The 22,898-nt window shown below is 42.0% G+C and carries 24 protein-coding genes; 16 read left to right on the top strand and 8 right to left on the bottom strand.

What is annotated here, in order from left to right; genetic code table 11:
• Positions 1 to 90: 90 nt before the first annotated feature.
• The 7 genes from MHI06_RS24600 (at position 91) to MHI06_RS24570 (ending at position 6,352) form a co-directional block, all read left to right on the top strand.
• Positions 91 to 1,128 (top strand): aldo/keto reductase, encoded by a 1,038-nt coding sequence (locus tag MHI06_RS24600; RefSeq protein WP_340399412.1) that lies wholly within the window; start codon positions 91 to 93, stop codon positions 1,126 to 1,128.
• Positions 1,129 to 1,260: 132 nt separating this feature from the next.
• The gene (locus MHI06_RS24595; RefSeq protein WP_340399411.1) at positions 1,261 to 2,019 is read left to right on the top strand and encodes an SDR family NAD(P)-dependent oxidoreductase; all 759 of its coding nucleotides are present in this window, start codon (positions 1,261 to 1,263) and stop codon (positions 2,017 to 2,019) included.
• A gap of 61 nt (positions 2,020 to 2,080) precedes the next feature.
• Positions 2,081 to 3,166 carry an alkene reductase gene (locus tag MHI06_RS24590; RefSeq protein ID WP_340399410.1) on the top strand — a complete coding sequence of 362 codons (1,086 nt, stop codon included), beginning with the start codon at positions 2,081 to 2,083 and terminating at the stop codon, positions 3,164 to 3,166.
• A 265-nt stretch (positions 3,167 to 3,431) separates the two neighbouring features.
• Positions 3,432 to 4,430 carry an NADP-dependent oxidoreductase gene (locus MHI06_RS24585; protein WP_340402183.1) on the top strand — a complete coding sequence of 333 codons (999 nt, stop codon included), beginning with the start codon at positions 3,432 to 3,434 and terminating at the stop codon, positions 4,428 to 4,430.
• Positions 4,431 to 4,485: 55 nt separating this feature from the next.
• Positions 4,486 to 5,064 carry a TetR/AcrR family transcriptional regulator gene (locus MHI06_RS24580; RefSeq protein WP_340399409.1) on the top strand — a complete coding sequence of 193 codons (579 nt, stop codon included), beginning with the start codon at positions 4,486 to 4,488 and terminating at the stop codon, positions 5,062 to 5,064.
• Between the two features lie 89 nt (positions 5,065 to 5,153).
• Positions 5,154 to 5,936 (top strand): SDR family oxidoreductase, encoded by a 783-nt coding sequence (locus MHI06_RS24575; protein ID WP_340399408.1) that lies wholly within the window; start codon positions 5,154 to 5,156, stop codon positions 5,934 to 5,936.
• Positions 5,937 to 5,959: 23 nt separating this feature from the next.
• Complete coding sequence (locus MHI06_RS24570) at positions 5,960 to 6,352, top strand: hypothetical protein (protein ID WP_340399407.1); 393 nt, start codon at positions 5,960 to 5,962, stop codon at positions 6,350 to 6,352.
• A 56-nt stretch (positions 6,353 to 6,408) separates the two neighbouring features.
• On the opposite strand, the gene MHI06_RS24565 is transcribed toward MHI06_RS24570, so the two are convergent.
• From MHI06_RS24565 to mprF, 7 genes are all read right to left on the bottom strand, one after another.
• Positions 6,409 to 7,008: a methyltransferase domain-containing protein gene (locus tag MHI06_RS24565; RefSeq protein ID WP_340399406.1), complete on the bottom strand. Its 600-nt coding sequence runs from the start codon at positions 7,006 to 7,008 to the stop codon at positions 6,409 to 6,411.
• 34 nt (positions 7,009 to 7,042) lie between these two features.
• Positions 7,043 to 8,086: a HAMP domain-containing sensor histidine kinase gene (locus tag MHI06_RS24560; RefSeq protein ID WP_340402182.1), complete on the bottom strand. Its 1,044-nt coding sequence runs from the start codon at positions 8,084 to 8,086 to the stop codon at positions 7,043 to 7,045.
• A gap of 49 nt (positions 8,087 to 8,135) precedes the next feature.
• The gene (locus MHI06_RS24555) at positions 8,136 to 8,816 is read right to left on the bottom strand and encodes a response regulator transcription factor (protein WP_340399405.1); all 681 of its coding nucleotides are present in this window, start codon (positions 8,814 to 8,816) and stop codon (positions 8,136 to 8,138) included.
• 57 nt (positions 8,817 to 8,873) lie between these two features.
• Positions 8,874 to 9,440, bottom strand: coding sequence for a methyltransferase domain-containing protein (locus MHI06_RS24550; protein ID WP_340399404.1), 567 nt, complete (start codon positions 9,438 to 9,440; stop codon positions 8,874 to 8,876).
• A gap of 42 nt (positions 9,441 to 9,482) precedes the next feature.
• Entirely contained in the window at positions 9,483 to 9,989 is a 507-nt protein-coding gene (locus MHI06_RS24545) for a DedA family protein (RefSeq protein ID WP_340399403.1), read from the bottom strand.
• A gap of 824 nt (positions 9,990 to 10,813) precedes the next feature.
• On the bottom strand, positions 10,814 to 11,461 hold the full coding sequence (locus MHI06_RS24540) for a phosphatase PAP2 family protein (protein WP_340399402.1): 648 nt from the start codon (positions 11,459 to 11,461) through the stop codon (positions 10,814 to 10,816).
• Between the two features lie 228 nt (positions 11,462 to 11,689).
• On the bottom strand, positions 11,690 to 14,323 hold the full coding sequence (gene mprF / locus MHI06_RS24535) for a bifunctional lysylphosphatidylglycerol flippase/synthetase MprF (protein WP_340399401.1): 2,634 nt from the start codon (positions 14,321 to 14,323) through the stop codon (positions 11,690 to 11,692).
• A 440-nt stretch (positions 14,324 to 14,763) separates the two neighbouring features.
• On the opposite strand from mprF, the gene MHI06_RS24530 reads away from it, so the two are divergent.
• The 8 genes from MHI06_RS24530 to MHI06_RS24495 all read left to right on the top strand — a co-directional run bounded on the left by MHI06_RS24530 (position 14,764) and on the right by MHI06_RS24495 (position 20,368).
• Positions 14,764 to 15,258 carry a hypothetical protein gene (locus MHI06_RS24530; RefSeq protein WP_340399400.1) on the top strand — a complete coding sequence of 165 codons (495 nt, stop codon included), beginning with the start codon at positions 14,764 to 14,766 and terminating at the stop codon, positions 15,256 to 15,258.
• A 526-nt stretch (positions 15,259 to 15,784) separates the two neighbouring features.
• A complete protein-coding gene (locus tag MHI06_RS24525) occupies positions 15,785 to 16,366 on the top strand; it encodes a sigma-70 family RNA polymerase sigma factor (protein WP_340399399.1) in 582 nt (193 codons plus the stop codon).
• Positions 16,363 to 17,097 carry a DUF3600 domain-containing protein gene (locus MHI06_RS24520; RefSeq protein WP_340399398.1) on the top strand — a complete coding sequence of 245 codons (735 nt, stop codon included), beginning with the start codon at positions 16,363 to 16,365 and terminating at the stop codon, positions 17,095 to 17,097. The genes MHI06_RS24525 and MHI06_RS24520 overlap by 4 nt, the downstream gene beginning before the upstream one ends.
• A gap of 512 nt (positions 17,098 to 17,609) precedes the next feature.
• Entirely contained in the window at positions 17,610 to 17,918 is a 309-nt protein-coding gene (locus tag MHI06_RS24515) for a barstar family protein (protein ID WP_340399397.1), read from the top strand.
• A gap of 85 nt (positions 17,919 to 18,003) precedes the next feature.
• Complete coding sequence (locus MHI06_RS24510; RefSeq protein WP_340399396.1) at positions 18,004 to 18,276, top strand: hypothetical protein; 273 nt, start codon at positions 18,004 to 18,006, stop codon at positions 18,274 to 18,276.
• Between the two features lie 251 nt (positions 18,277 to 18,527).
• Positions 18,528 to 19,382, top strand: coding sequence for an SMI1/KNR4 family protein (locus MHI06_RS24505; RefSeq protein ID WP_340399395.1), 855 nt, complete (start codon positions 18,528 to 18,530; stop codon positions 19,380 to 19,382).
• 35 nt (positions 19,383 to 19,417) lie between these two features.
• Positions 19,418 to 19,816, top strand: a complete 399-nt coding sequence (locus MHI06_RS24500; RefSeq protein ID WP_340399394.1) for a DUF6258 family protein — start codon at positions 19,418 to 19,420, stop codon at positions 19,814 to 19,816.
• A 72-nt stretch (positions 19,817 to 19,888) separates the two neighbouring features.
• On the top strand, positions 19,889 to 20,368 hold the full coding sequence (locus tag MHI06_RS24495; protein WP_340399393.1) for a hypothetical protein: 480 nt from the start codon (positions 19,889 to 19,891) through the stop codon (positions 20,366 to 20,368).
• A gap of 241 nt (positions 20,369 to 20,609) precedes the next feature.
• Here MHI06_RS24495 and MHI06_RS24490 read toward each other — a convergent pair whose 3' ends face one another.
• Entirely contained in the window at positions 20,610 to 21,485 is an 876-nt protein-coding gene (locus MHI06_RS24490; RefSeq protein WP_340399392.1) for an AraC family transcriptional regulator, read from the bottom strand.
• Between the two features lie 108 nt (positions 21,486 to 21,593).
• Here MHI06_RS24490 and MHI06_RS24485 point away from each other — a divergent pair, with 108 nt between their 5' ends.
• Positions 21,594 to 22,751 (top strand): Gfo/Idh/MocA family oxidoreductase, encoded by a 1,158-nt coding sequence (locus MHI06_RS24485; RefSeq protein ID WP_340399391.1) that lies wholly within the window; start codon positions 21,594 to 21,596, stop codon positions 22,749 to 22,751.
• Positions 22,752 to 22,898 lie beyond the last annotated feature (147 nt).

Below are 22,898 nucleotides of genomic sequence, written 5' to 3'. Positions count from 1 at the left end.
GCGCTCTGTTCAAAAGAATATAGCGGATTTTTGCAAGTAAATTAGAATGAACATTCTTAAGATATCAAATGAAGAAGGGATGAATGGAACATGGAATATCGTGTATTAGGAAATACTGGCCTTAAAGTAAGCAGTTTTGTATTAGGTACAGGCACGTTTGGTTTTTGGGGGAACAACACGGAGAAAGAAGCTGCAGTTATGTTGGATGAGGCTTTGGTTGGAGGCATTAACCTGATCGATACAGCGGACGTATACTCCAGTGGTCAATCCGAAGAAATTCTGGGTAACCTCTTAAAGGGACGTAGAGAGGATGTTGTTCTCGCCACAAAAGGCGGAATGCCCATGGGAAGTGGGCTTAATCAATCCGGTAACTCAAAGTATTGGATTAAGCGTGCAGTGGAGGATAGCTTGAGAAGACTGCAGACGGACTATATTGACCTGTATCAGTTACATCAACCAGATCTTCATACCGATATCGAAGAGAGTCTTGATGCACTTACGGATCTGGTTCGAGAAGGGAAGATTCGTTATATTGGTACGTCCAATTTTCAAGCATGGCAGGTAACCGAAGCACAATGGACTAGCGAACGTAAACATACGGCACGTTTTGTATCGGAACAAGCTCCATATTCCATTTTGAATCGGAGTATCGAGTTCGACTTACTTGCTGCAACTCAAAAATATGGAATGGGCGTCATGGTTTGGAGTCCACTTTCAGGTGGCTTACTAACAGGAAAATATCGCTCGGGGGAAGCGGCTGCCGCAGATTCAAGAGGAGCGGGATCTCTAGGGAAACTTTCTATGGTTGTGGACCCGAATCGAGAAGAAAACCGTACCAAGTTTGAAGCTGTTGCCAAGCTCCAGTCCCTTGCAAATGAAGCAGGATTAACGTTGCCGCATCTTGCGATGGCATTTACACAAGCTCATTCATCGATTACGTCTGCAATCGTCGGGGCAAGAACCATTGAACAACTGCGTGAAACGTTAAAAGGCAGTGATATCCGTTTAAGCACCGATATCTTGGATGCAATCGATGCGATCGTTCCGCCTGGTGTGACTCTGGATGCATTGGAAAAGGGCTGGACGCCGGATTGGTTACAAGCAAACAAACGAAGAATACAAGGTTAAAAATAATTCTTTACTGTTCGTTCTAGAAATGGTATGCTAACAGCAAGTTAGATCTAACTCTTTTTTTACACATTAAAGAATGATCGTTCTAAAAAACTACACTAATCTAAAGAATATGAGGGAGAGAATAAGATGAAATACACCGTAATTACAGGAGCAAGTTCAGGAATTGGATATGAAACGGCATTGGCATTTGCAGCACGGGGCAAAAACTTGATTTTGGTAGCTAGAAGATTGGATAAGCTGGAAGAGCTTAAATCAACCATTCAGGGTATTGACTCTAAAGTACATGTTATCGTTCACACAAGTGACCTGTCTGTTACCGCAGAGGCATACGCACTGTATAACGATTTGAAGGAGTATGAAATCGAGACTTGGATCAATAATGCAGGTCTGGGAGAGGGTTCGTTCATTGCTGATCAGAATTTGGATAAAGTGGAGACCATGCTGCGTGTTAACATCGAATCTTTGACCATTCTATCTACACTGTATGTGCGAGATTATGCGGATGTCGAAGGTACTCAGTTGATTAACGTCTCCTCCGCACTCGGATATGCCATTGCTGTAGGCAGTGTTGCTTATTCTGCATCGAAATACTATGTTAGTGCCTTCACAGAAGGTCTTGCGAAAGAACTGGAACTGAAAGGTGCAAAACTGAAAGCGAAGGTTCTGGCACCAGCGATCACGGAAACAGAATTCGTGCAAAAATCACTAGATGCTGAAGCTTTTGATTACAAAGCGAATATGCCTAAATATCACACAGCTAAAGAAATGGCAGGCTTCATGATCAATCTGTATGATCACAATGAAGTGGTCGTAGGAATTGTAGACCAGAACTATGAGTTCCAACTGACAGGCGCAATCTACCCGGTGATTTCAGAATTGAATTAATACAGCAGATTTTCAGAGAATACATCTACAACATTTCAAATAAGAAGAGGAGCGCGTTCAATTGGAAAAGATATGGAGTAAAACGAAGATTGGCAACATGGAACTGCCCCATCGACTAGCGATGGCACCCATGACACGTAGTCGAGCGCAAGAAGATGGTACACCTGGAGAGTTGGCTGCACTGTATTATGCTCAGCGTGCAACCATGGGACTCCTGATTACGGAAGGTGCACAACCTTCTGATGATGGACAAGGTTACCTGTGGTCACCTGGCATCTACACGGACAAGCATATTGAAGGATGGAAAAAGGTAACGGATGCGGTGCATGAAGCTGGTGGATATGTATACATCCAACTAATGCATGCTGGGCGCATGTCACATCCGGACAATACCCCGCATCATCGTCAACCGGTTGCTCCATCTGCAATCGCACCGGGTGTAGAAATGTTCACGGCCACAGGGATGCAGGATATCCCCGTTCCACGGGAATTGAGTCAGGAGGATATTCAAACCACCATCGCCGATTTCCGAAAAGCAGCAGCTGCAGCGATCGAAGCAGGGGCAGATGGCGTCGAAATTCATGGAGCCAATGGCTATTTGATTAATCAATTCCTCGGAGAGAATTCAAATACACGGACAGATGAGTATGGCGGTTCTATAGAAAATCGTGCTCGCTTTGCGATTGAAGTAACGAAAGCTATCGTCGAGGAAATAGGGGCAGAACGGACAGGCTTCCGTATTTCGCCAGGGACACCGCTGGGTGGGATTCAAGATGGTGAACAAGGTTCTGAACTCTATCGCTACCTTGTAAAAGAATTGGCTCAATTGGATTTGGTTTACCTTCATGTTATGCATCTTGGAGATGAGAATCTGCTGCAAGACATTCGTTCGATCTGGCAAAATCCATTGTTGGTCAATCGGGCTGGAAGAACTTTGGAGGATCTCAGTGTAGATCTAGATCGTGGTCTCGCTGATCTGGTACCAGTGGGTGTATGGTCTTTAGCCAATCCGGATTTGGTGGAACGACTTCAACAAGGTGCGCCACTGAATGAAGCAGACCCGACAACATTCTTTGGATTGGGAAGTAAAGGCTACACGGACTATCCTACGTTGGAAGAATTAAAGTCACAAGAGGGGCAACACTAGCACCAAGAGGGGAACATGGCGTACAACCAACATTGCGCGCCATGTTCCTACATAAGTTTAACTAAACATTTACACGATAACGAAGAGGACAGAAAAAACCTGAAAAAGCGAAGTGTTCGCCTTTATCACCTGATTTTCCCTTTAGAAAGGGAATCAAAAAATCTGGGGATAACAGCGATTGGAAGGTTGTTCTGTCATCGTAGTGTCAGTGTAAATAATCTTTAGTTCAACTTATATAGTCTATAAGCAAAGGAGAGGATAAATGATGAGAGCAGTCCAAATACGGAAATACTCCAAAGAAATCCATGTGGAAATCAATGATATTGAGACACCTCAGATTCAGAGCCATGAGGTTCTTGTCAGAGTAAAAGCTGCGGGTGTAAATCCGCTGGATATCTTAAATATGAATGGCAGTGTTCGGATGATTGCGGACTATACGTTACCTTTAACTTTAGGGAATGAACTATCTGGTGTCATTGAAGCCGTCGGTGATGATGTTTTGAAATTTAAAGTGGGGGATTCAGTCTATGCCAGGTTGCCTCTAAATAAAATTGGTGCTTTTGCTGAATATGCAGCTGTACATGAGGATGCTTTATCCATTATGCCTGAAAATCTTTCTTTTATCGAAGCTGCTGCAGTACCCCTTACTGCCTTGACCGCGTATCAAGCATTGCATGATGTACTCCAAGCCAAACCGAATAAAAAGCTGTTTATTCCTGGGGGAACCGGTGGTTTCGGTGCGATGGCTATCCCGATTGCCAAGTCCATGGGGCTAACGGTGATTACAAGTGGGAGCGAAAGAGGCAGATCACGTACACTGTCGATCGGAGCAGATCAATTTATTGATTATAAAACCGAACATTATGCTGATATCCTGTCCGATATCGATTATGTGATTGACACCTTGGGTGCGGATGAAATCAAAGCTGAACTAAGCATTTTGAAACCACAGGGGAAATTAGTTTCTTTGAAAGCGGGACCCAATTATCGGTTTGCAGCGGACAGCCATTTTCCAATGTGGAAAAAAGCATTGTTTGGCCTTGTAGGTGCACGCCTGGATTCTTTAGCGCGTAAGAATCAAAATGAATATCGCTTTATATTCGTGCACTCCAGCGGGAGTCAATTGCAAAAAATCACAGCTCTCATAGAAAAAGAAGATATCAAACCCTCGATCGATTCAACCTATACGTTTGATGAAATTGAAAAGGCATTGATTAAAGTGTCCACGGGTCACTCCCAGGGTAAAGTCATTCTTACCTTTTAAAGGCCCAACGAGAGCATGTTATTCAATGTTTGTTTTCTGAACAGGAGGGAAGCTAATGGCGAGAAACAAAGAGTTCGATGAGTCTGTTGTACTGGATAAAGCGATGAGACTTTTTTGGGAACAAGGCTATGAGAAGACGTCGATGACAGATCTAGTCAATCATATGGGAATTCATCGTAAAAGCTTGTATGACACATTTGGCGACAAACATACCTTGTTTCTAAAGTCAGTAGATCTGTATGATCACAAAATCAGCTCCGCCCTTGCAGCAGGCGTAAAGCGTTCTAAAACGGCAACTGAAGCACTTCAGTTTATATTTTCTTCTTTAATTCATGGAGAGGAATCTCCAGTATCAGGCTGCTTCATTGTCAATTCGACGGTTGAATTGGCGGCACGGGATGAAGACATGAACAACCGATCGACGGAGATGTTTGCAAATACCGAGAATCTAATCAAGGACATTATGGTGTGGGGACAGCAAGAAGGTGAATTCACCATGAAGTATAACGTCGAGGTATTGGCGGAATATCTGCATAATGTAGGCGTTGGGTTAAGGGTGATGGCCAAGACTTCGATGACCAAGGAAAAACTTCTTCGTATAGCGATGCTATCCATGGAGCTCATACGGAGGTAGTCTATTTTTTTCACTATTATAGAACGTTCGTTCAAATATTGATATTCCAGATGAAACATATTTTATAGAAAAGGGAGGCAGGTAACAACATGAGAAAGACAGCTCTAATCACAGGGGTATCGGGTGGGATCGGTAAAGAGTTAGCAGATCGGTTTGCCAAAGGTGGACATCATATTGTGCTGGTAGCACGAAGCGAGGGTAAGATACAGGATCTAGCTCAGGAGTATCAGAAAAAGTATGGTATTCAGGCGACGGTTATTGCCAAAGATGTAGCGGCGCCTGGGGTACCACAGGAGATTTATAATGAGCTGAAGGAAAAGGGCATTGTTGTTGACTATCTTGTCAATAATGCAGGCTTCGGTCTGTTCGGGACGTTTATGGAAACGGATATGGAACAAGAGGTCAATATGATTGACGTGAATATAACGGCTTTAACCGTCATGACAAAACTGTTCTTGCCGGGGATGATCCAACGTGGGCACGGCGGCGTGATGAATGTGGCTTCATTGGTAGGCTTTTTCCCTGGACCGATGATGTCAGTGTATTATGCGACCAAGGCATACGTGCTTTCGTTCACCGAGGCTTTGGAGAATGAAGTAAGCGGAACGGGTGTTACGGTGACGGCACTGTGCCCAGGTCTAACCTCCACTGGATTTGTTGATCGTTCGGGTATGGGTGTCTCGAAGATGTTACAGGGCCCGATTATGGAAGCTGGACAGGTGGCCGAAGAAGGGTATCAAGGCTTCTTACGTGGCAAGACGTTAATTATGCCTGGAGCTCGAAATCGATTCATTGCATTTATGCCGCGCTTGTTACCGCGTAAGATGATGACTCGCATGATTAGATCTTCACAGGATAAGACAGGACATTAAACATTAAGAAGGAGCTGGTCGAAATGATTTTTTATGATTCCTCTCAAGCAACCGTTACATGGAATGAGGAAAATAAGGTAGTTGTTTTGCAATGGAAGAGCTTTGCGAAAGGTGAACAATATCGTATACCGCTTAATAAAGTGTTGGAGTTAGCGGTGCAAAAACGCACAAATAAGGCGTTATACGATAGCCGTCACTTGGCCGTTATTTCGCCAGATGACCAAGAATGGGTTGCACAAGAATGGTATCTGAGATCAATGGAGGCCGGAATTACGTATTCAGCACTGATTGTTCCCCATAAAGCGATAGCTAAATCAAGTGCAAACCGAATGCTCTCAGGAATGGACATATCCAATCCAACTCAAGAATTCCATGACATAGATGAGGCATTTCATTGGCTGGCAACCATAAAATGAGAATGTAACAAAACATGATATACATAAATTAATGCGGTTAATATGGTGAGGATAAATTAGATCGTCTCCAATTCGCTTGTTTCACTGTGTCCTTCATCTTGTCTTTTACGACAAACATACACAAAAACAGGCGGGAAGCTGAAGGGCACGAATTGAATCTTCTCAATCTCAAACAATTCAGCTAATCGTTTCTTCATATGAAGTGAGTACTGGTATAAAACTAACGTGCCTCCAGGTCGGAGCGCTGTATGGATCTGTGACAGGATGTTGTGTCTCATTTCTCTGGAAAAATTAAAAAAGGGCAGTCCACAAATGATACTATCCAACTGATGCACATGTTCTTGATGGATCCTTTTCAATAGATAGGATGCATTCGAATGGAACATGAATTCAGGATATGTTTTCTTCAGATTACTTCTCATTTTGGGGTCTCTTTCAAATAAAAACACGGTTGCAGATTTCGGTAATTGTGCTCTCATGAGCCGAGTGATGGCTCCTGTTCCTGGTCCCAGTTCTGCAATGGTTCTGATCTCATCCCATCGTACAGACTGGACGATTTTATGGGCTAGAAATTTGGAGCTGGGGAGGACACTGCCTACGCGTTTGGGGTTCTTGAGAAATCCTTGTAGGAAAAGAAGCGGTTCGAATGTTTTCATCGCGGTATCCTCCCTTATCAATGCTATTAATGTTTCACTGGATGTTAGAAGGTAAGCTTAGTTGGAATATAAATACGTTGCGCGTATGTTCTAGTGTTAAAGTCCCCTGATGTAACTCCGCAATGTTCCTTGCAATAGAAAGACCCAGACCAGATCCTGATTGAATACCTTCGCTATTCCTCGAATAATCCACCTTATAGAAGCGATCAAATAGTCTGTTTTTTTGCTCTCTGGTTAGTGGTATGCCTTTGTTCTCTACTTCAATGGTAACGTGATCATGCTGCACACTCATTCGAACATAAATCGTGCCCGGTTTAAAGGAATACTTCAGTGCATTCATGAGAAGATTGTCAATGGCTCGTGCAATCTTATCGCTATCCAGGGAAACCATGATTGGAGTATTGCCGAGTTTTTTTTCAATACGAATCCTATGCTCCTGAGCTAAAGGTTCGAATTCAAACAACAATTGGTCCAATAGCTGACAGATGTCAACATTTTTCAAATCCAACTGGGTGTTCACTGCGTTAAGACGCGTATATTCAAATAAATCATCGAGTAACTTCTTCAAATGCGTTGCTTTGTTATAGGTATTTTGAATGAAGCGGTCATACTCTGCTTTGTCTTGAAATGATTCTGATTTGAGAAGCTCAATATAGCCAATTATGCTGGTAAGCGGTGTACGTAGGTCATGTGAGATGCCAGTGATCATGTCCATCTTGGATTTCTCCAATTCACGTTCTTTAGCAATCTGTTGCTTTAACTGTTCTGTCATGTGATTAATGTTGGAAGCGACTCGTCCAAGTTCATCTTGTCGATTAATGGACACCCTGTAATTCAGATTTCCTTCGGATATGATTTGGAGCCCTTGTTCTAATGTAATGAGATCTCTCACAATTTTTCGTGTGGAAAATAAAAAAATTAACGTGAAAATTACGATGAAGACGGGTGTTAGAACATAAGGAAAGATGTGGAGGAGCGAAGGCCAATGATATTTTTCACTAATTTTTGCGGCACCTATGATCAACATATTATTTACACCCACAGAGCCAACAAACGAAATCAATAAACTGATCAACATTCGATATAGGATGTTAATCTGTATCTTTTTTTTAAACTGTGGTAATCGATTAATCAATTTTATAACCCACTCCCCATACCGTTTTAATATACTGAGGTTCTCTTGGATTCAATTCCAGCTTTTCTCGCAGATTACGAATATGGACCATCACTGTATTATCCGAATATCCATAAGGTTCTTTCCACACGGTTTCGTAAATCTTCTCGGAGCTAAATACTTGTCCTGGATGGCTGGCAAGCAGCACCATAATGGAAAACTCTAATGGCGTAAGCGAAATGTCATTTTCTTTGAGCTTCACGGAATGTTTACTTGTATCAATGACAAGGTCCTTGATCAAAATAAGTGAATTGAATTCTGGTTTCCCGATCAGTGTTTGACGCCGCAGCTGAGCCTTAACGCGAGCCAGTAATTCTAACGGATTAAACGGTTTGACCATGTAATCGTCAGCCCCGGTAGTCAGGCCTGTAATTTTATCAATATCCTCTTCTTTGGCGGACAGCATAATAATGGGAGTCGTTGATACTTCTCTTATTTTGAAGCAGGCTTTGATTCCGTCCATAACGGGCATCATAACATCCAATATCACGAGTTGGACCGATGTTGTTTTGATCATATTTAGCGCTTCTTCACCATTGGCTGCTTCTATGACATGATATCCTTCATTACGTAAATAGACATGAATAACATCACGGATATCGGGTTCATCATCAACAACGAGAACGGTATTCATAATTCAACACTCCTTAAAAATTAGGATAACATCAGTGTAAACGATAGTCCGGAATGTTTAAATTGTTTCCTTTTTGCGACAGACATAAACGAACGCAGGTGGGATATTCAAAGGCACTAATTCTATTTTTTCGATGATAAAGTGCTCGGATAATGTTTTTTTCATTTGAAGAGAATATTGAAAGGCGATGAATAATCCTCCAGGTTTGAGTGCCTTATAGATCTGATCCACCAACGTATTTCTTAATTCAGGCTCAAAGTTGAAGAAGGGTAATCCGCTAAAAATGTAATCCAGTTGCTGAACGCCCTCTTGATTCATGGATTCCACTAATCGAGCAGCATCTGGATAACAGGAGAATTCCGGGTATGCGGTCTGCAGATTATTTCTCATCGTTTCGTTCATCTCAAACAATAGGACTTTGGTGGAATCCTGTACCTGTTGATGAATATAACGAGTGATCGGACCTGTACCTGATCCAAGCTCGGCGACTGCTTTTGCCTCTAGCCAAGAGACTTGCTTCACCATTTTGCTGGCGAGAAACCGGGAACTGGGTAAGATACTGCCAACATGTTTAGGACTTTGCAAAAAGCTTTTCAAAAATAAAACAGGTTCATTGGAATTCATGAGGGTTCCTCCGTATATGTGATGGTATGTTATCAAAACCAGTTAGAAATGTAATAATTGAAGCGTAGAAAGAAGGGGACCGCCGAAGTAGATTCCCGCTGTAAAATACGTTATGGTCCATAGCAAAGCACTGGAATAGGAGATGAGAGCAAATTTTCTATACTGCACGCCGCTCAGCCCAATGACCAAAGGGAGAACATATCGCACGATTGGAATGAACAAACCGATGCACATCGCCCAATTGCCACTCTTATTCAGAATCAGTTCAGCCTTAACGAAGTGTTTATGATGTTGAAATCTGTGTTTTATCTTGGGTCCAAATAACTTCCCTGCAAAATAAGCAAAGGTAATGGCTGTTAATAGTCCTGATAAAATACAAAAGTATGTGATCCATGAATTGATAACTCCTGTGTGACTCAATATGGCACCGCTGCTGATAATCGTGATCTCATTTGGAATCGGAATCCCGAAAGGCCCTAATGAGAAGGCAAAATAAAAAATCAGATATCCATACTGATGAAGTAGCTCTAAGATCGTATTACTGATCATTGTTTTGCCTCCTCTCTTGTCGATAATGAAATCATAATGAAAAAAACTAAGGAATTAATGAGCATATTTCTGAAGAAAATCTAAAGAATACATAAGCAAAGCCACACAACTACGTTAAAGAGAAAAAAGCCTTGCCAACGTACTGGCAAGACTTGAAAAGGTAGAACTATTCAGACGTCCGTTTCTTCTAAATTCAACTGGGTATCATGGGAGGAGAGTCGGGCATGCTGGATTAGATTATTTATTAACTTTCGTAATTGAAAGGCATCTGTATATGTTTCTTGTACAATCCGTCTATATTCTTCCGGGTTCGTAACTGAGTTGGTTTTTAACAACTCCACATTTTGAATGATCCCTTCGAGGGGGGGGATAAAGTTCATTCGATATGCCTTCGATCCATTCCCTTTTGGCGGTATCGCACTCATGTTCCTCGATTATCTGTTCTTGTAATTGATCCACCATGGAATGAAGTTGAGACGAAAATGTTCTTAATTCAACATGTTGCAGAGGTGGCACTCGATAGCTCAAGTCTCCTCCCGAGATGATGCGTATGGCGTGGTCCAAAGTGGCAATTTCCCTAACGATGCGATGAGTCAGAATGCAAAAAGATATCACAAAAAACATAGTAAATAGGATAAGAACAAGGTACGCCAGATGCAATTGCAATAGATGCAACTTGGCTAGATGATGAACTGCGGCAAGTGGCAGCATGCATATGAAGGTCATGAGCAAGGCTATCAGAAAACTCAAACCAGAACTGGTAAGGATATGGAAACGAATACTATGTTTGCGATAAAACGAGGGGGAATCTGTCAATGTTCATCTCACTCCAATCGAATCGATTTAACACGGGATGAGAGAGCGTGGAGGGTTGTTCCAGTTAAGCGGAAACAAAGCTCTCCAACAAAGATACCACCGGCAATATCTACAACGACATGTTGTTTCACCAATACGGTAGACATCATAATAAGAATGGAGAGGGTAGAAGTTATCGCCCATATCGCTCCTCCAAATACACGTGTTCCTCTAAGGATCAGATAACTGGTTAGCACATGAATGCTCGGAAAACAGTTATAGGGTTGATCGTTACGGTAGATGTAATCAACCATGGTGAAGAGAATGCCTTTCTCACCCTGGATGTTCGGGCGCTCAATCGCTGTCTGAAACAGAGCGAAGAAGATGTATGAGATCACCAGACCGCTGCAAAGTGCAATGAGCGTTTGAAAATAGGTTCGCTTGTCCTTAAAAGCAAGTACTATTAATGCACCTGTAATGAACGGGTACCATAATACATAAGGAATGATAAAGGCCGGGACAAAAGGGATCATGGAGTCCAGTGATGTTGCAAGACTATAGACATGATCCCCAGGGCGATTTAGTACACCGTAGAAGATATTTAAGATTGGAACGGCTGCAAGCCAAAGCAGGGGAAGCCAAGCTGATTTGGTAGATGACGGACTGGAAATCTTCAAATGCTCAACTCCTATACGGATTTATCAATGTATCCATAGTAGAGATAAACTCTGAAGAACTTGAGAGGGATTTTCTAAAGAAATTCTGAATATCAGATAAAGTTTGTCTTGGAAAAGAGTGGTATGAATAGATAGCATAAAAGAAGAGCCGAGACGTCATAATGACGTCTCAGCTCTTTTTTATGCCTCATGAGGACGGACTTTTTGAAATCAGATTCAACCCTACCATTACTCATTTGGACAACGGGATACTAACCGAATAAGATCAAGCGTAAGCATAGGAAGCGCCATGCCTGAAGGATAAGCTAAATATCTTGCATGCCATTCCGGAGAGAATTTTTCCTTGTAACGGCGTAGTCCTTCAAATCCATACCAGTACCCACCATATCGGAAGACCAGACGGGCTAGTTTTTCTTCACGATGAGAGTTCTGATTCTCACCGACGCTGGAGAGCGGAGACATTCCGAGATTAAAGTAAGAATACCCCTGTTCTTTGGCCCATTCAATCAATCGTACAAATAGCACATCCATCGTACCATTCGGTGTATCATTCAGATGACGCATCAGATCAATGGAGATGACGTGATGATGACTATAGGATGGGGCCAGCGTTGCAAAAGCCAAAATATTGCCTTGTGCATTACGAAGCAGTGTTAAGGGTGAACGCTGAATATAGGTTTCGTTGAACCACCCTAATGAGTACGTTTTTTCTTTACGGTCACCGAGCCACTCGTCCGAAATCTGACGCAATTCAGAGAGTAATTCTGAAGAATATGGCGGGGATAATACTTCAAAGATCTGCCCTTCGCGATCTGACTTATTTAAGGCTGTTCGTAAGTTTTGATTACTTTTCCCACTTAGAGTAAAGGTGTCTAGAGGCACCAAAGCTTCTTCACCTAATTTGAAAAATTTGTAGCCATTCTCATGATAGATCGATAGGTATTCAGGTGTAGCCTGATAAAAAACCACGGTCAATGCATAATGATGCGCATAGCTCTGAAATTCTTGAATTGCAGCACCAACAAGGTTTTTATTGCCGATTGGATCACCAAGTACGATGAGTTTCTGACGTACTTGAGCGTACGGAATCAGAACCTGATCATTTTGGGCCCAGTAAAAATGTTTGTCACCCAGATAGAGGAGATGAGTTAACAGATTACCGTCTTCTGTGGCAATGAATTGAGTGAATTTATTCATATCTTCTTCATCAGGGCGCATCTCTGTATAGCGCGACGGACGCAATGTAAAGACAAAAGCCATCACAATCAAAGCGCCCATTAATCCACTAAGCGCTGTTAACATATAGTCGTGAGGATGTGACACCCATTGTTGCGCACGCATGGGCAGGTGTTGCAGAATAGCCGGATGCAGCTGTGAACCTATAATGTAATACGACAACGATGAGATTAGAGCAAGAAACGTCCAGATCCAGACGCTTCGTGCAGATATACGAATACTCTCACGATTAAATCGTGTAGGGGATATCCACAGAATGAACGCCACGGTTAATAATATAAGTGCTTCTTCGTAATCAAATCCTTTGGCAAATGTGAAAATAGCTCCTGCTAACAACAATGCTCCAGTCCACAAGTAAGCTCGGCGAATACGCATGGATATCCCCCAGGATATGACGATAAGCATGATACCGATCGTTACTGACAATTGTTCAGATAAGCGCATCATGGATAAAGATAACAGATGTTCCATGAAGCGCAACCGATCTATAAGGCCTGGAGAAACAGCAGAGATGAGTAGAAGGACCCCGCTAGCGAATACGAGCTTGCCAAGTATCCACGCCCCAAGATCACTAAGCAAACTGAAACGTGAAGGCCAATTCCAGCATCTGACCCACATGTTACGTGAAGCATTGAAACAGTTCTTCGTAATATCCTGCCATTGCTGTGGACTTGGACGCATCTCAAGCCCGGCCAATACCAGACCGATGAGCCAAGGAATGACAAAGTAAAACATGCGGAATAACAACAAAATCATTAGTGCTCGAGAAGGCTCAACACCTAATGTCTGCAATCCGAGTAAGGCGATCAGATCAAAAGCGCCAATGCCGCCTGGAGCCATACTAATGATCCCGGCAATGGCTGCCACAACGTAAACCCCGAATACCGGAGCGAACGGTAAGGGATGCAGATCAGAAAAAGCAAACAACCAAAATAGTGTTCCTGCACAAGCCCATTCCAGCACAGATGAACCCAGAGAAGCGAGAATGACGCTCCATGGTAATCTGCCATTTCCCTTGTTAAACCATTTGGCGAATAGGGATGAACGTTGCATAAGTAAGAAAAATGGTAAGTATAAGGCAACTCCCCATACGCCGAGTCGTAGCCAAGGATGTTGTTCAAATAGGGGTTCTACAGGCAAGATACCAATTAGTGCAAGACCGCCAAGCAAGGATAGGCCAACCAATAAAATAGGCGATAAAAAAAGTATGGCGGCACCCATTGTTTTCATGGGAATCCCGCTTTTCTTATAAAGAAGCGCACGCAATCCTACACCGGTAAGACCTGCGAACCCTAACATATTATTAAAAGTGTTAGCGATCCAGGCGTAACGATACGTGGTTATCCAATGAATATCGAGCTTAAACTGTTTTCGAATTAGAAAATCATACGTACTCATTACAGATACGGCCAGAAAAGAAGCAATGATTAATTGAATGATGACATGGACTGGCTTCATATGTACTTCATGAATAATGCTAGCTATATTAATACGCTGAATCTCATGTCTTCCATATACATAGATGATGACCAAGATCGTTACAGGGATTAGAACTCTAATGATTTTAGATTGATAACAAGTTTTTAGAAACTGAAATAATTTAAGGTTTTGAAGCAAATCTTTCATTTTGTCTTGGACTCCACCTTTATGAAAAAATAGAATTTAACGTTATTGGGCAGGGGTCACGGGTATTTTACGAGCCTCCTGCCTTACAGGAATCATATTGAAAAAAACTAAGGATTTCATGGGTATATTTCTAAAGAAAATCTGAAGAGAATGTCTGAACGTGTTGGCCTCTGAATTTAAGAATAAAGAGCTGGATCATGATTTAATTGCGGATATGTGAATCATCCAGTATTATTCCAATATGTGGTTGGAAATGGTGGGATGTTAGAGAATGTATTGACAGAGGATCAGAAGGATTTAATAAAAAAATGGACTAAAATCATGTCTTATACGGTTACAATGTTGCTAGAAAATAGTGAAGAAGCATTCTCTGAATATAACGACTATCTGGAGGGAAAGTCGAAAATTATGTAAAAGACTTTAGAACGAGGTGAATGGCATTGAAAATAAACAAAGAGATTTTTGACAGAATAGATAGCATTCATTGGTTCACGAATTGTGGAACTCCTATAGCCCAAGGCAGTATAAAGCAGAGTATTGTACTAATTGATGGTTGGGTACAGGCGGAAAAGTGGTACTCAGCTACCAGCTGGGAACATACCACATTGGAGGCAAGAAATACGCTAACCGAATTTTTGCACAGAAAATATCCTAACCAAGATGCCGAATGGAATAAAAAGGTGGAGGATGCAAAGGGGTATATTGATTCATCTTTATCAGCAAAATTACATAGTTACAAGGATCAATATCAACTCGATCACATCTTTGTTGATTGTGTGAAGTGGGACGTGCTTCATGCGATTATGGAGTTCGCGTACACGGACTGTAAGAGACTTCCGCATTTCTTCCTCGACCTGCTCCAGATTTACGAAAATGGTCATTTTCCTTGTGGGTGGGAAGGCGATTATCCGAATGGGAAATTAGTTGTATATTAAGGAGACTTTGAGATGAGCATAGGAACGTTCTCATATGAGCTGGATATGGATAACCAATTGAGAGCGGCCTATTATGAGCGTTGGTATAGGTTAATGGAGCTGATAGATTTTTTTGTATACTGAATTAGTTCGGTTTGATTACGCCAATCCAAGACCACCTCATGGAATTGAAAGTTTGCTTCAACAGGAGTACAATGTCTTGCCCATGGAAATTTCAGCGCTTACGGATTATTGATTAATAGTTTGAAGTTTTAGAATAATCAAACAGAGATCGCGATTGGACTCGCACTCATATACCTTTAGTTGCTATTGTGGCTATTTTTAACTGAAAAAGAACTTATCCAAGACAAAGTGCAAGCTTATCCAACACAATGATGGGTGAATCCATCTTGTTGTTACGTGGTGGGCTTTTTTTGCATAATCTTATTGGCTTGCGAAGAAGCAAGAAACTTTTTATTCGAAAATAAATCGAACGATATGGACTCGTTATGCCAATATATAGTGAATAGAGGAGAGGGGCTGGCTGATGAGAGAGGAACATGAATACATAGAACTTGTAGCGTTAACGCGAGCTGGGGATGATAAAGCCTATGGAGAGCTGTATGAAAGAACGGTAACGGATGTGTATCGGACTGTCCGATTTCTGATTAATCATGTCTCTGATACGGAAGATTTGGTGCAGGATATCTATATTCAGGCGTATCGGTCGTTGGATCGATATGATGCCAAGCGTGCTTTTCGTCCTTGGCTTATGGGCATAACGATGCGTCAGGTGAAAAATTATCGGCGACGGAAGCTGACCCAAATACGATTCAACAAGCGAATCCAGAAGTCGGACAGTGGATTGGAAGTTGATTTCTCTGTGGATCTAATCAGCAAATTGGCACATCAACCTTTGCTTGATCAAATACGTCGGTTGCCATACAAATTGCAACAGGTGGTTACGCTTCATTATTTGAACGAATACACCCAAGAAGAAATTGCGTTGATTCTAGATATCCCGCTCGGTACCGTAAAATCACGGATTCATGCTGCATTGGGCAAGCTACGCCAGAAGACGAGTGTAATCCATTCATTTGAGAAAAGGAAAGGTGGAGGACTGGCATGAAACTGGAAGATGAATTACGTTCGGCCTATCGCGAGGAGACGAGGAAGTGGTCTAACTCACCAGGAGGGAAAGAAAATATGCTGAAAGCGATCCGAAGTAGATCCAGAGGAAATAGGCGTCCTCGTAAGTGGTTAGTCGCAGCAATAATTGCAGCAGTTCTAATTATCCCTACAGGCGCATATGCAGGCTACACATATCTTGCAGATGATATCTATGGTTCTGAACAAAACATAAGAGTGTTGGGAGGTACAGCGGACGATTATAATCGTTTGGAAGCGAAGCTACAGGAAGCCAAGGCGTATTTTAGTGACGATGAGTTCACGCAGTATATGAGTCTACTGAAACAGTTGGGACAGATGGCTCTAGCGCATGCTGATTCACAAGGAGATTTGCATCCCGAGCAATGGAGCACGGTGGATCAGGAGAAGTACAACCAACTGGTGGCAAGTTTGGAGCCTTTCTTCGAACGGTTAGAGGACGCGAGTGAACAGAAGGAAATGATGGATCATGAACAATTCCGTACTGAAACATACAAGGCAGCAGAGGAGAGGCTTTCGAAGGAGGAATTTATTGAATTTCAAGCCTTATTCGAGAACATGGAGAAGTATGAAGCTATCGTTGTGGATAAGGATGGCAGCATTCATGAGGAGCAATTATCGGTGGAACAGAAGAAGGATTTGGATCATGTTAGAGAGAAATTTTATTCATATTTGAGACAGTTAGGATTTTAGTATGAGATAGAGAGAAGGCATATAGGGAAATAGACTGCATAACCAGGCATACCCGTTGACGTAAGTGATGTAAACGAAAATGTAGCGGAGTTTAAAATACACATAGACTGGAGCCTGGTGGGGTTATGCCCTCCGCTCCAGTTTTTTGGGTTGAGGTTCTAGGACGTGCCTTGAATCGCACTTAATAAGGGCATCTTTCACCACTTTTTCTCCCTCTGCTGCGTCACTTTCTCTTGACGTACCCCGATTCACCTGCAAAAAAATCCTGGCTTTGGACGTGAATTTAGTAAAATATGCTTTTTTTTTGGGAGTTGTAAGATATATCCTAATTTACTTTGCAAAACTTAAATTAAAGACTTATTACATCGTAGAGTGAACAAGACATAAGCGAATGCAACTGAGAATAGCTGTAGTTCGTATTAGAGTCGAGCCGTTTCCAATAATGTGGATCAATTCTGTCGGGGATATAGATGTACCTAACGAATTTAATAGATGAGTGGGAGAGTAAGATAATGGATAATCGAAAAGAAGATCAAGAAGAAGAAGTGATTATTGATGTTACCAATGTAAACAGTTCACCTCAATTACATCAGCTTCTGAGGAATAATCTCGGCTTTCCAGAATTCTACGGTATGAATTGGGATGCATTTTGGGATGCGATAACGGGTTTGGTAGAGATGCCCCAAAAATTAATTCTAGTGGGGTGGAAATCTGTTGAAGATCATATCCCTCAAGATGCCGCTCGAATGAAAGAATTACTTAATAGATTGAATGAAAAACATCCAACTTGGGCGTGTGAAGTTGTGTATGTATCATTTTAGAAGAATCAAGATATGAACAGATAGCCGACGTGATGTGGTTAAGATTTGGGATACATAATATCAAGAATGAGTGGGAGCGAGCGTAATGAATGCTGGTGATGCAGATTGGAATAAACCGTTTGAAGGTGTTCATGACTTTGCAAGTTTTCTTAAAGTGATTGAGAACTGGGGGAATTTAGATGAAGGTTGGGAGCAATATAATCCATACGGTATGATGGCTATCTTATCTACATGTCTGGAACAGATCGGCCATAATTTTCTAGATGATGAGGTTGATGGATTGCATGAACATTTACGTGATGAGCATATTCAGTTACTGATTAGGATCGGTAGAAGCTTAGAGCAGACTCGAACATAGCGAAGGTTTAAATAATACAAAGCGTATAGACACAGTACATAACGATGAGAAAACGGTGATGATCAGCATGAGTTCGGAGCGAATGGTGTATCCAAAATCTATGAAATGTTGGGGAGGATTGTGCGAATATTTCACTTGAGGATATGGATGGGCTGTACCCAGAATCACAGAGAGTCAATTTAGAATATTTAGATTGGAAGCTGGTTGCAATGTTGTGGATAACCACTGGTGAAAATGAGGAGGTAATCTGGGTGAATAAATCTAAACTGCTGGTTGAGGAAGAGACCGAACTCCTTGCCCTCCATAGAGTATTGCTTGAAGCGAAATTCAATCTGAGTCCTTCAGATTATCATATACAAGCTAGCCCTTTTGCTGCGGAGCTGGCTCAGCGTGTATTGAAAACGATCGTGGAGCTTCAGGCGGCTACAGATGTAAATAAGAAAGAGCGTTGGTCCAACTGGTTAGAGCAAAAGAAGGACTGGATATGGGAGCGTTGTTTATCCTATATGTTAAAAACGCCACCTTTTCATTGGCGGACAATGGAACAGGTGACGAAATGTAAGTATGTCAAATGGTTGTTCAGTCCCTATGATCCGAGCGAAGAAGATGTAACACGGTTCATAGATGAACTTGAGAAATATATGCAAGCGATTGAGGGAGGACAACCGATTTTTCTTAGAAGCTTCGGTTACGCTACCGATGAGATGATAGATGACCTGGAGCAAAAGTTAAATAAAGAACTCCCTATAGGCTACAGAACATTCCTAAGAGAGAATAATGGAGGTAAGGTACTGGTTCACTACTGTACGTTTGCAGTAGAAGAATTGAATGAGGTTATTCCACTACACGTTATATTTGGTGTTCAGGTAGAGAAACGTTATGATCTGGCGTATTGGAATGCCTTTAAGGATGAATTTCCAACCGGGTACGTTCTCATCGGAGAAGCTGCTGAGGGAGGCAAGGTTTTGATGGACGATCTGGAGAGGATTTATTATTGGAAGGACATGGACTATGAGGAGCCCACCCTTGATGAGGGGCTTTATAAAGTGGCAGATAGTTTCCGAGCCTTTCAAAGGACGTGGAAAAAAATGATCAAAACAATTTGAGCATCTAAGCAAAGAAAATGAGGGAGTTGAACTTCATGCATCCTAATGCGTTTATCCAAACCATCTATCTTGGCGATCGCGGTTGTAAAAAAATCATCATGGATGGCTGGAATTCGGAAGTGAGAATACAAGTGACCACGATATCTAGAGTTAGAACGAACCAGTGGGATTATTATTCTGACGAAGATATTAATAATGGATGTATTGTGTTCTCTAATGTTGAATCTATTCGGATGGAGCCAAGCGGCTATATACCAAACGATAGCATTAATTATTTGAAAGTGGATGAGTTGGCAGAGGGCACGTATCTGTTTACCTTTTCTGCGTATTCAGCGAATAAAGATAACGAATCGGTTGAGGTAATAACAAGTATTATGGCTAACGGAATTCATCTAGAAGACCCAATCAATCCGGATAAGCAAATAATAGATTAATCAATTTTGTAACTCAAATTGTATGGGTTTCGGGGTGTATTTTCAGAGTTTTTTTTTAGGAGGCAATTTATCATGATCGCAGATTATTTGTACATAGCATGTGAGAGTGGATATTATTCTAAACAAGATTGGCAGTGCTGGGCAGATGGACAGATCCTAACTAAGAGCAAAGTTGAATATTGGATCTATGACGTTTCTTTAGCCAAAGATATCGTGGAACTGGGTATAGCTTTGAGTGAGATTAGGATGGAAGGACGCTTTTACGTGGAAAATAACTTCTCATCTAGTGATGCTACGGTTGGTTATTATTACCTACAATTTATCGAAAATAGATTAAGTCTACGCAATATCATTGATAAATTAAGTAATGAAGATGACCCAGCGACGGGATCCTCCATACATTATGATTTGAATTTTTATGACATATGGAGGGAAATCGATGCAGACGAAAAGCGTTTAGAAGATCCCTTGTTGATTCAAAAGATAAACGACTTATGTGAGCCCTATAGGTACATTGCAGAGAGACAGATAGAACAATTGCAGTTGTACTAAAAAAAGATTATATAGGAAAAAAACTTAGAACGGACGTGAGAATAAAGATGTTTAGAAATAATAGTGATTTTATAGAAAGCTCAAGGAGTACACTAATGAGATAAATTAGTTTCCTTAAATGAGATATTAAGAGTCATGAAGATCTATATTGTTCAGTTTACATTTTGATCAAATGGATTGAAGGTTGAAATTTAAGCCTATTCCTGCTTAACCGGAGATAAGGGATAGGTTTTTTGGTATGTCATCCTCTCCCCTGCACCTTCAGCCGATATTGATGTGGTGTAGATCCTGTGGCAGTACGGAATACTTTGCAAAAGTAGGAGGGGCTGGTCATACCGACACGGTGACCGATTTCTGGAACCGAAAGGGAGGAGTGGGTGAGCAGTATACAGGCATGACGAATGCGGGTAGCTTGAGCATAAGCAACAATGGTGGTGCCGGTCGCTTTTTTGAATACATGAGACAGATGATAGGGAGATAAATGAAGTGTATCTGCGATATCCTCCAAACGAAAAGACTCCTGGTAATGTTGTTCAATCCATTGCATGATGGCTTCGGCATGAGGGTGAAGAACGCTTGCACTGGACGAGAGCACATCTTGGGAACTACGTTGCTTCCCGTCTTGCCACAGATAGCGAAGTTGTGCGAGCAGATCCAATAAAAAGAGGCGAGTATCCTCCTCTACTTCGTGGGGAAGCAGACCTGGATACGTATCTGCATATTGTTCCATTCGTTGAACGAGTGGGGAAGTGTCAGCAAGTCGGATCGGCTCAATGGGCGATTGCTCTCCCAGCAGATCCTGTATGAAGTGGTGAGTCGCCACAAAATGCGACCAAAGTGCCTTCAATATATCAAGCTCAACCATGAGTACATTTCGAATGAAAGGCTGATGTCTGGATACTTGAATCTGGACGTGGTGCAATTGAAAAGGTCGAAAAATCATGAGCATACCAGGTTCAAGAGAGAAAACCTGTCCTTCGGTGATCAACTGCCCATATCCTTCATGGATATAGGTTATCTCCATCTGCGAATGAGCATGAAACACTTCGCGAAACGTAGTGTTGGATGCACGGCGACAGGCCAGATTAAATTGTTCTCCCAGGATGATGGACATCATGAATGCCTCCCTTAACATGCGCAAGATAGTTTTATTTTAGCACAAGATGAACGCATAAAAGCGCTTTATTATTGTGTATTGTGAAGGGACTAAGGGAGGTATGCAACGATGTTAAAAGTGGCGATTATCGGAGCAGGTGCAATTAGTGGAGCGCATATCTCAGCATATTTGGCATTTCCTGAGCGATGTCAGATTGTTGCTGTGGTCGACATGTACGTGGATAAAGCACAGAAGCGAATTAACGAATATGGACTGGAAGGTGCACAAGCGGTCACGGATTACACAGAGTTACTTGCCCAAAACATTGATCTGGTTTCAGTCTGTACGCCACCGTATACACATGCTCCAATTGCGTGTGATTTCATGCAAGCAGGTGCGCATGTGTTGGTCGAAAAACCAATGGCATCTTCTCTGGAGGAAGCGGATCAGATGCTAAAAGTAGCACAAGAAAGTGGCAAGCTACTATCCGTTGTAGCTCAGAATAGGTTTACGACACCGATGATGAAGCTGAAAGGTGTGCTGGAGAGTAAACTGATGGGCCCCATCGTACATGTACAGGTGGATTCGTTCTGGTGGCGGGGTCACAATTATTATGATCTGTGGTGGCGTGGAACATGGGAAAAAGAAGGTGGAGGCTGTACCCTTAATCATGCGGTGCATCATATTGATGCCATGCTTTGGATGATGGGACCTCCAGTGGAATTGCAGGCCATGATGGCGAATACGGCACATGATAATGCCGAAGTCGAGGATGTATCCATGGCGATGCTTCGCTTCCAGGAAGGGGCGCTTGGCATGATTACGAGTTCGGTTGTGCATCACGGAGAGGAGCAACAGTTAATTTTTCAGGGCAAAGAAGCCCGGGTATCTGCACCTTGGAAAGTGGTTGCTTCTACTGCACGGAGTAACGGATTTCCGGAATCCAATCAAGAGCTGGAACAGCAGATTCAGAAGCTGGCTGACGAATTACCGGACGTTGTTCATGTCGGTCACGCTGGGCAAGTTGAGAATGTGTTAAACGCTATTGAGACAGGATCACCCCTTCTAGTAGATGGAGAAAGTGGTCGAAATACGCTTGAACTGATTGTAGGCATTTACAAGTCGGCAAGTACGGGAGAAAAGGTTATTTTTCCACTAGGCGTGGAAGACGCATTTTACACAAGAGAAGGAATTATGCAACATGCCGTACACTTTTATGAAAAGAAAACGACGGTAGAAAACTTCGAGGATTCGAGTATTACGCTAGGTAGCAAGTTGGATTTTTAAAGAATAAGGTGTTATTTCATGATCATTATGAAATAATACCTTTCTTTAGTTAGAAAAGGTTTGTGCTGTGCTATCTATCATCTTTAAAGGTATTTATCCAATATAATTAAGTTAATTGATGATACAATGACTAGATAGTCTAGGGGG

Origin of the sequence: Paenibacillus sp. FSL H8-0079, from assembly GCF_037991315.1 — a bacterium.
Taxonomy (GTDB): Bacteria; Bacillota; Bacilli; order Paenibacillales; family Paenibacillaceae; genus Paenibacillus.
The sequence above is the reverse complement of the archived record's forward strand: the minus strand, read 5'-3'. Positions and strand labels throughout refer to the sequence as shown.

Bases quoted from the DNA above. Each gene is read 5' to 3' on its own strand.
- MHI06_RS24585 (WP_340402183.1), top strand. From the start codon at position 3,432: ATGAGAGCAGTCCAAATACGGAAATACTCCAAAGAAATCCATGTGGAA.
- MHI06_RS24570 (WP_340399407.1), top strand. From the start codon at position 5,960: ATGATTTTTTATGATTCCTCTCAAGCAACCGTTACATGGAATGAGGAA.
- MHI06_RS24500 (WP_340399394.1), top strand. From the start codon at position 19,418: ATGCATCCTAATGCGTTTATCCAAACCATCTATCTTGGCGATCGCGGT.
- MHI06_RS24525 (WP_340399399.1), top strand. From the start codon at position 15,785: ATGAGAGAGGAACATGAATACATAGAACTTGTAGCGTTAACGCGAGCT.
- MHI06_RS24490 (WP_340399392.1), bottom strand. From the start codon at position 21,485: ATGATGTCCATCATCCTGGGAGAACAATTTAATCTGGCCTGTCGCCGT.
- MHI06_RS24545 (WP_340399403.1), bottom strand. From the start codon at position 9,989: ATGATCAGTAATACGATCTTAGAGCTACTTCATCAGTATGGATATCTG.
- MHI06_RS24555 (WP_340399405.1), bottom strand. From the start codon at position 8,816: ATGAATACCGTTCTCGTTGTTGATGATGAACCCGATATCCGTGATGTT.
- MHI06_RS24550 (WP_340399404.1), bottom strand. From the start codon at position 9,440: ATGAATTCCAATGAACCTGTTTTATTTTTGAAAAGCTTTTTGCAAAGT.
- MHI06_RS24485 (WP_340399391.1), top strand. From the start codon at position 21,594: ATGTTAAAAGTGGCGATTATCGGAGCAGGTGCAATTAGTGGAGCGCAT.
- MHI06_RS24575 (WP_340399408.1), top strand. From the start codon at position 5,154: ATGAGAAAGACAGCTCTAATCACAGGGGTATCGGGTGGGATCGGTAAA.
- MHI06_RS24520 (WP_340399398.1), top strand. From the start codon at position 16,363: ATGAAACTGGAAGATGAATTACGTTCGGCCTATCGCGAGGAGACGAGG.
- MHI06_RS24510 (WP_340399396.1), top strand. From the start codon at position 18,004: ATGAATGCTGGTGATGCAGATTGGAATAAACCGTTTGAAGGTGTTCAT.
- MHI06_RS24560 (WP_340402182.1), bottom strand. From the start codon at position 8,086: ATGTTGATCAGTTTATTGATTTCGTTTGTTGGCTCTGTGGGTGTAAAT.
- MHI06_RS24495 (WP_340399393.1), top strand. From the start codon at position 19,889: ATGATCGCAGATTATTTGTACATAGCATGTGAGAGTGGATATTATTCT.
- MHI06_RS24565 (WP_340399406.1), bottom strand. From the start codon at position 7,008: ATGAAAACATTCGAACCGCTTCTTTTCCTACAAGGATTTCTCAAGAAC.
- mprF (WP_340399401.1), bottom strand. From the start codon at position 14,323: ATGAAAGATTTGCTTCAAAACCTTAAATTATTTCAGTTTCTAAAAACT.
- MHI06_RS24595 (WP_340399411.1), top strand. From the start codon at position 1,261: ATGAAATACACCGTAATTACAGGAGCAAGTTCAGGAATTGGATATGAA.
- MHI06_RS24580 (WP_340399409.1), top strand. From the start codon at position 4,486: ATGGCGAGAAACAAAGAGTTCGATGAGTCTGTTGTACTGGATAAAGCG.
- MHI06_RS24600 (WP_340399412.1), top strand. From the start codon at position 91: ATGGAATATCGTGTATTAGGAAATACTGGCCTTAAAGTAAGCAGTTTT.
- MHI06_RS24515 (WP_340399397.1), top strand. From the start codon at position 17,610: ATGGATAATCGAAAAGAAGATCAAGAAGAAGAAGTGATTATTGATGTT.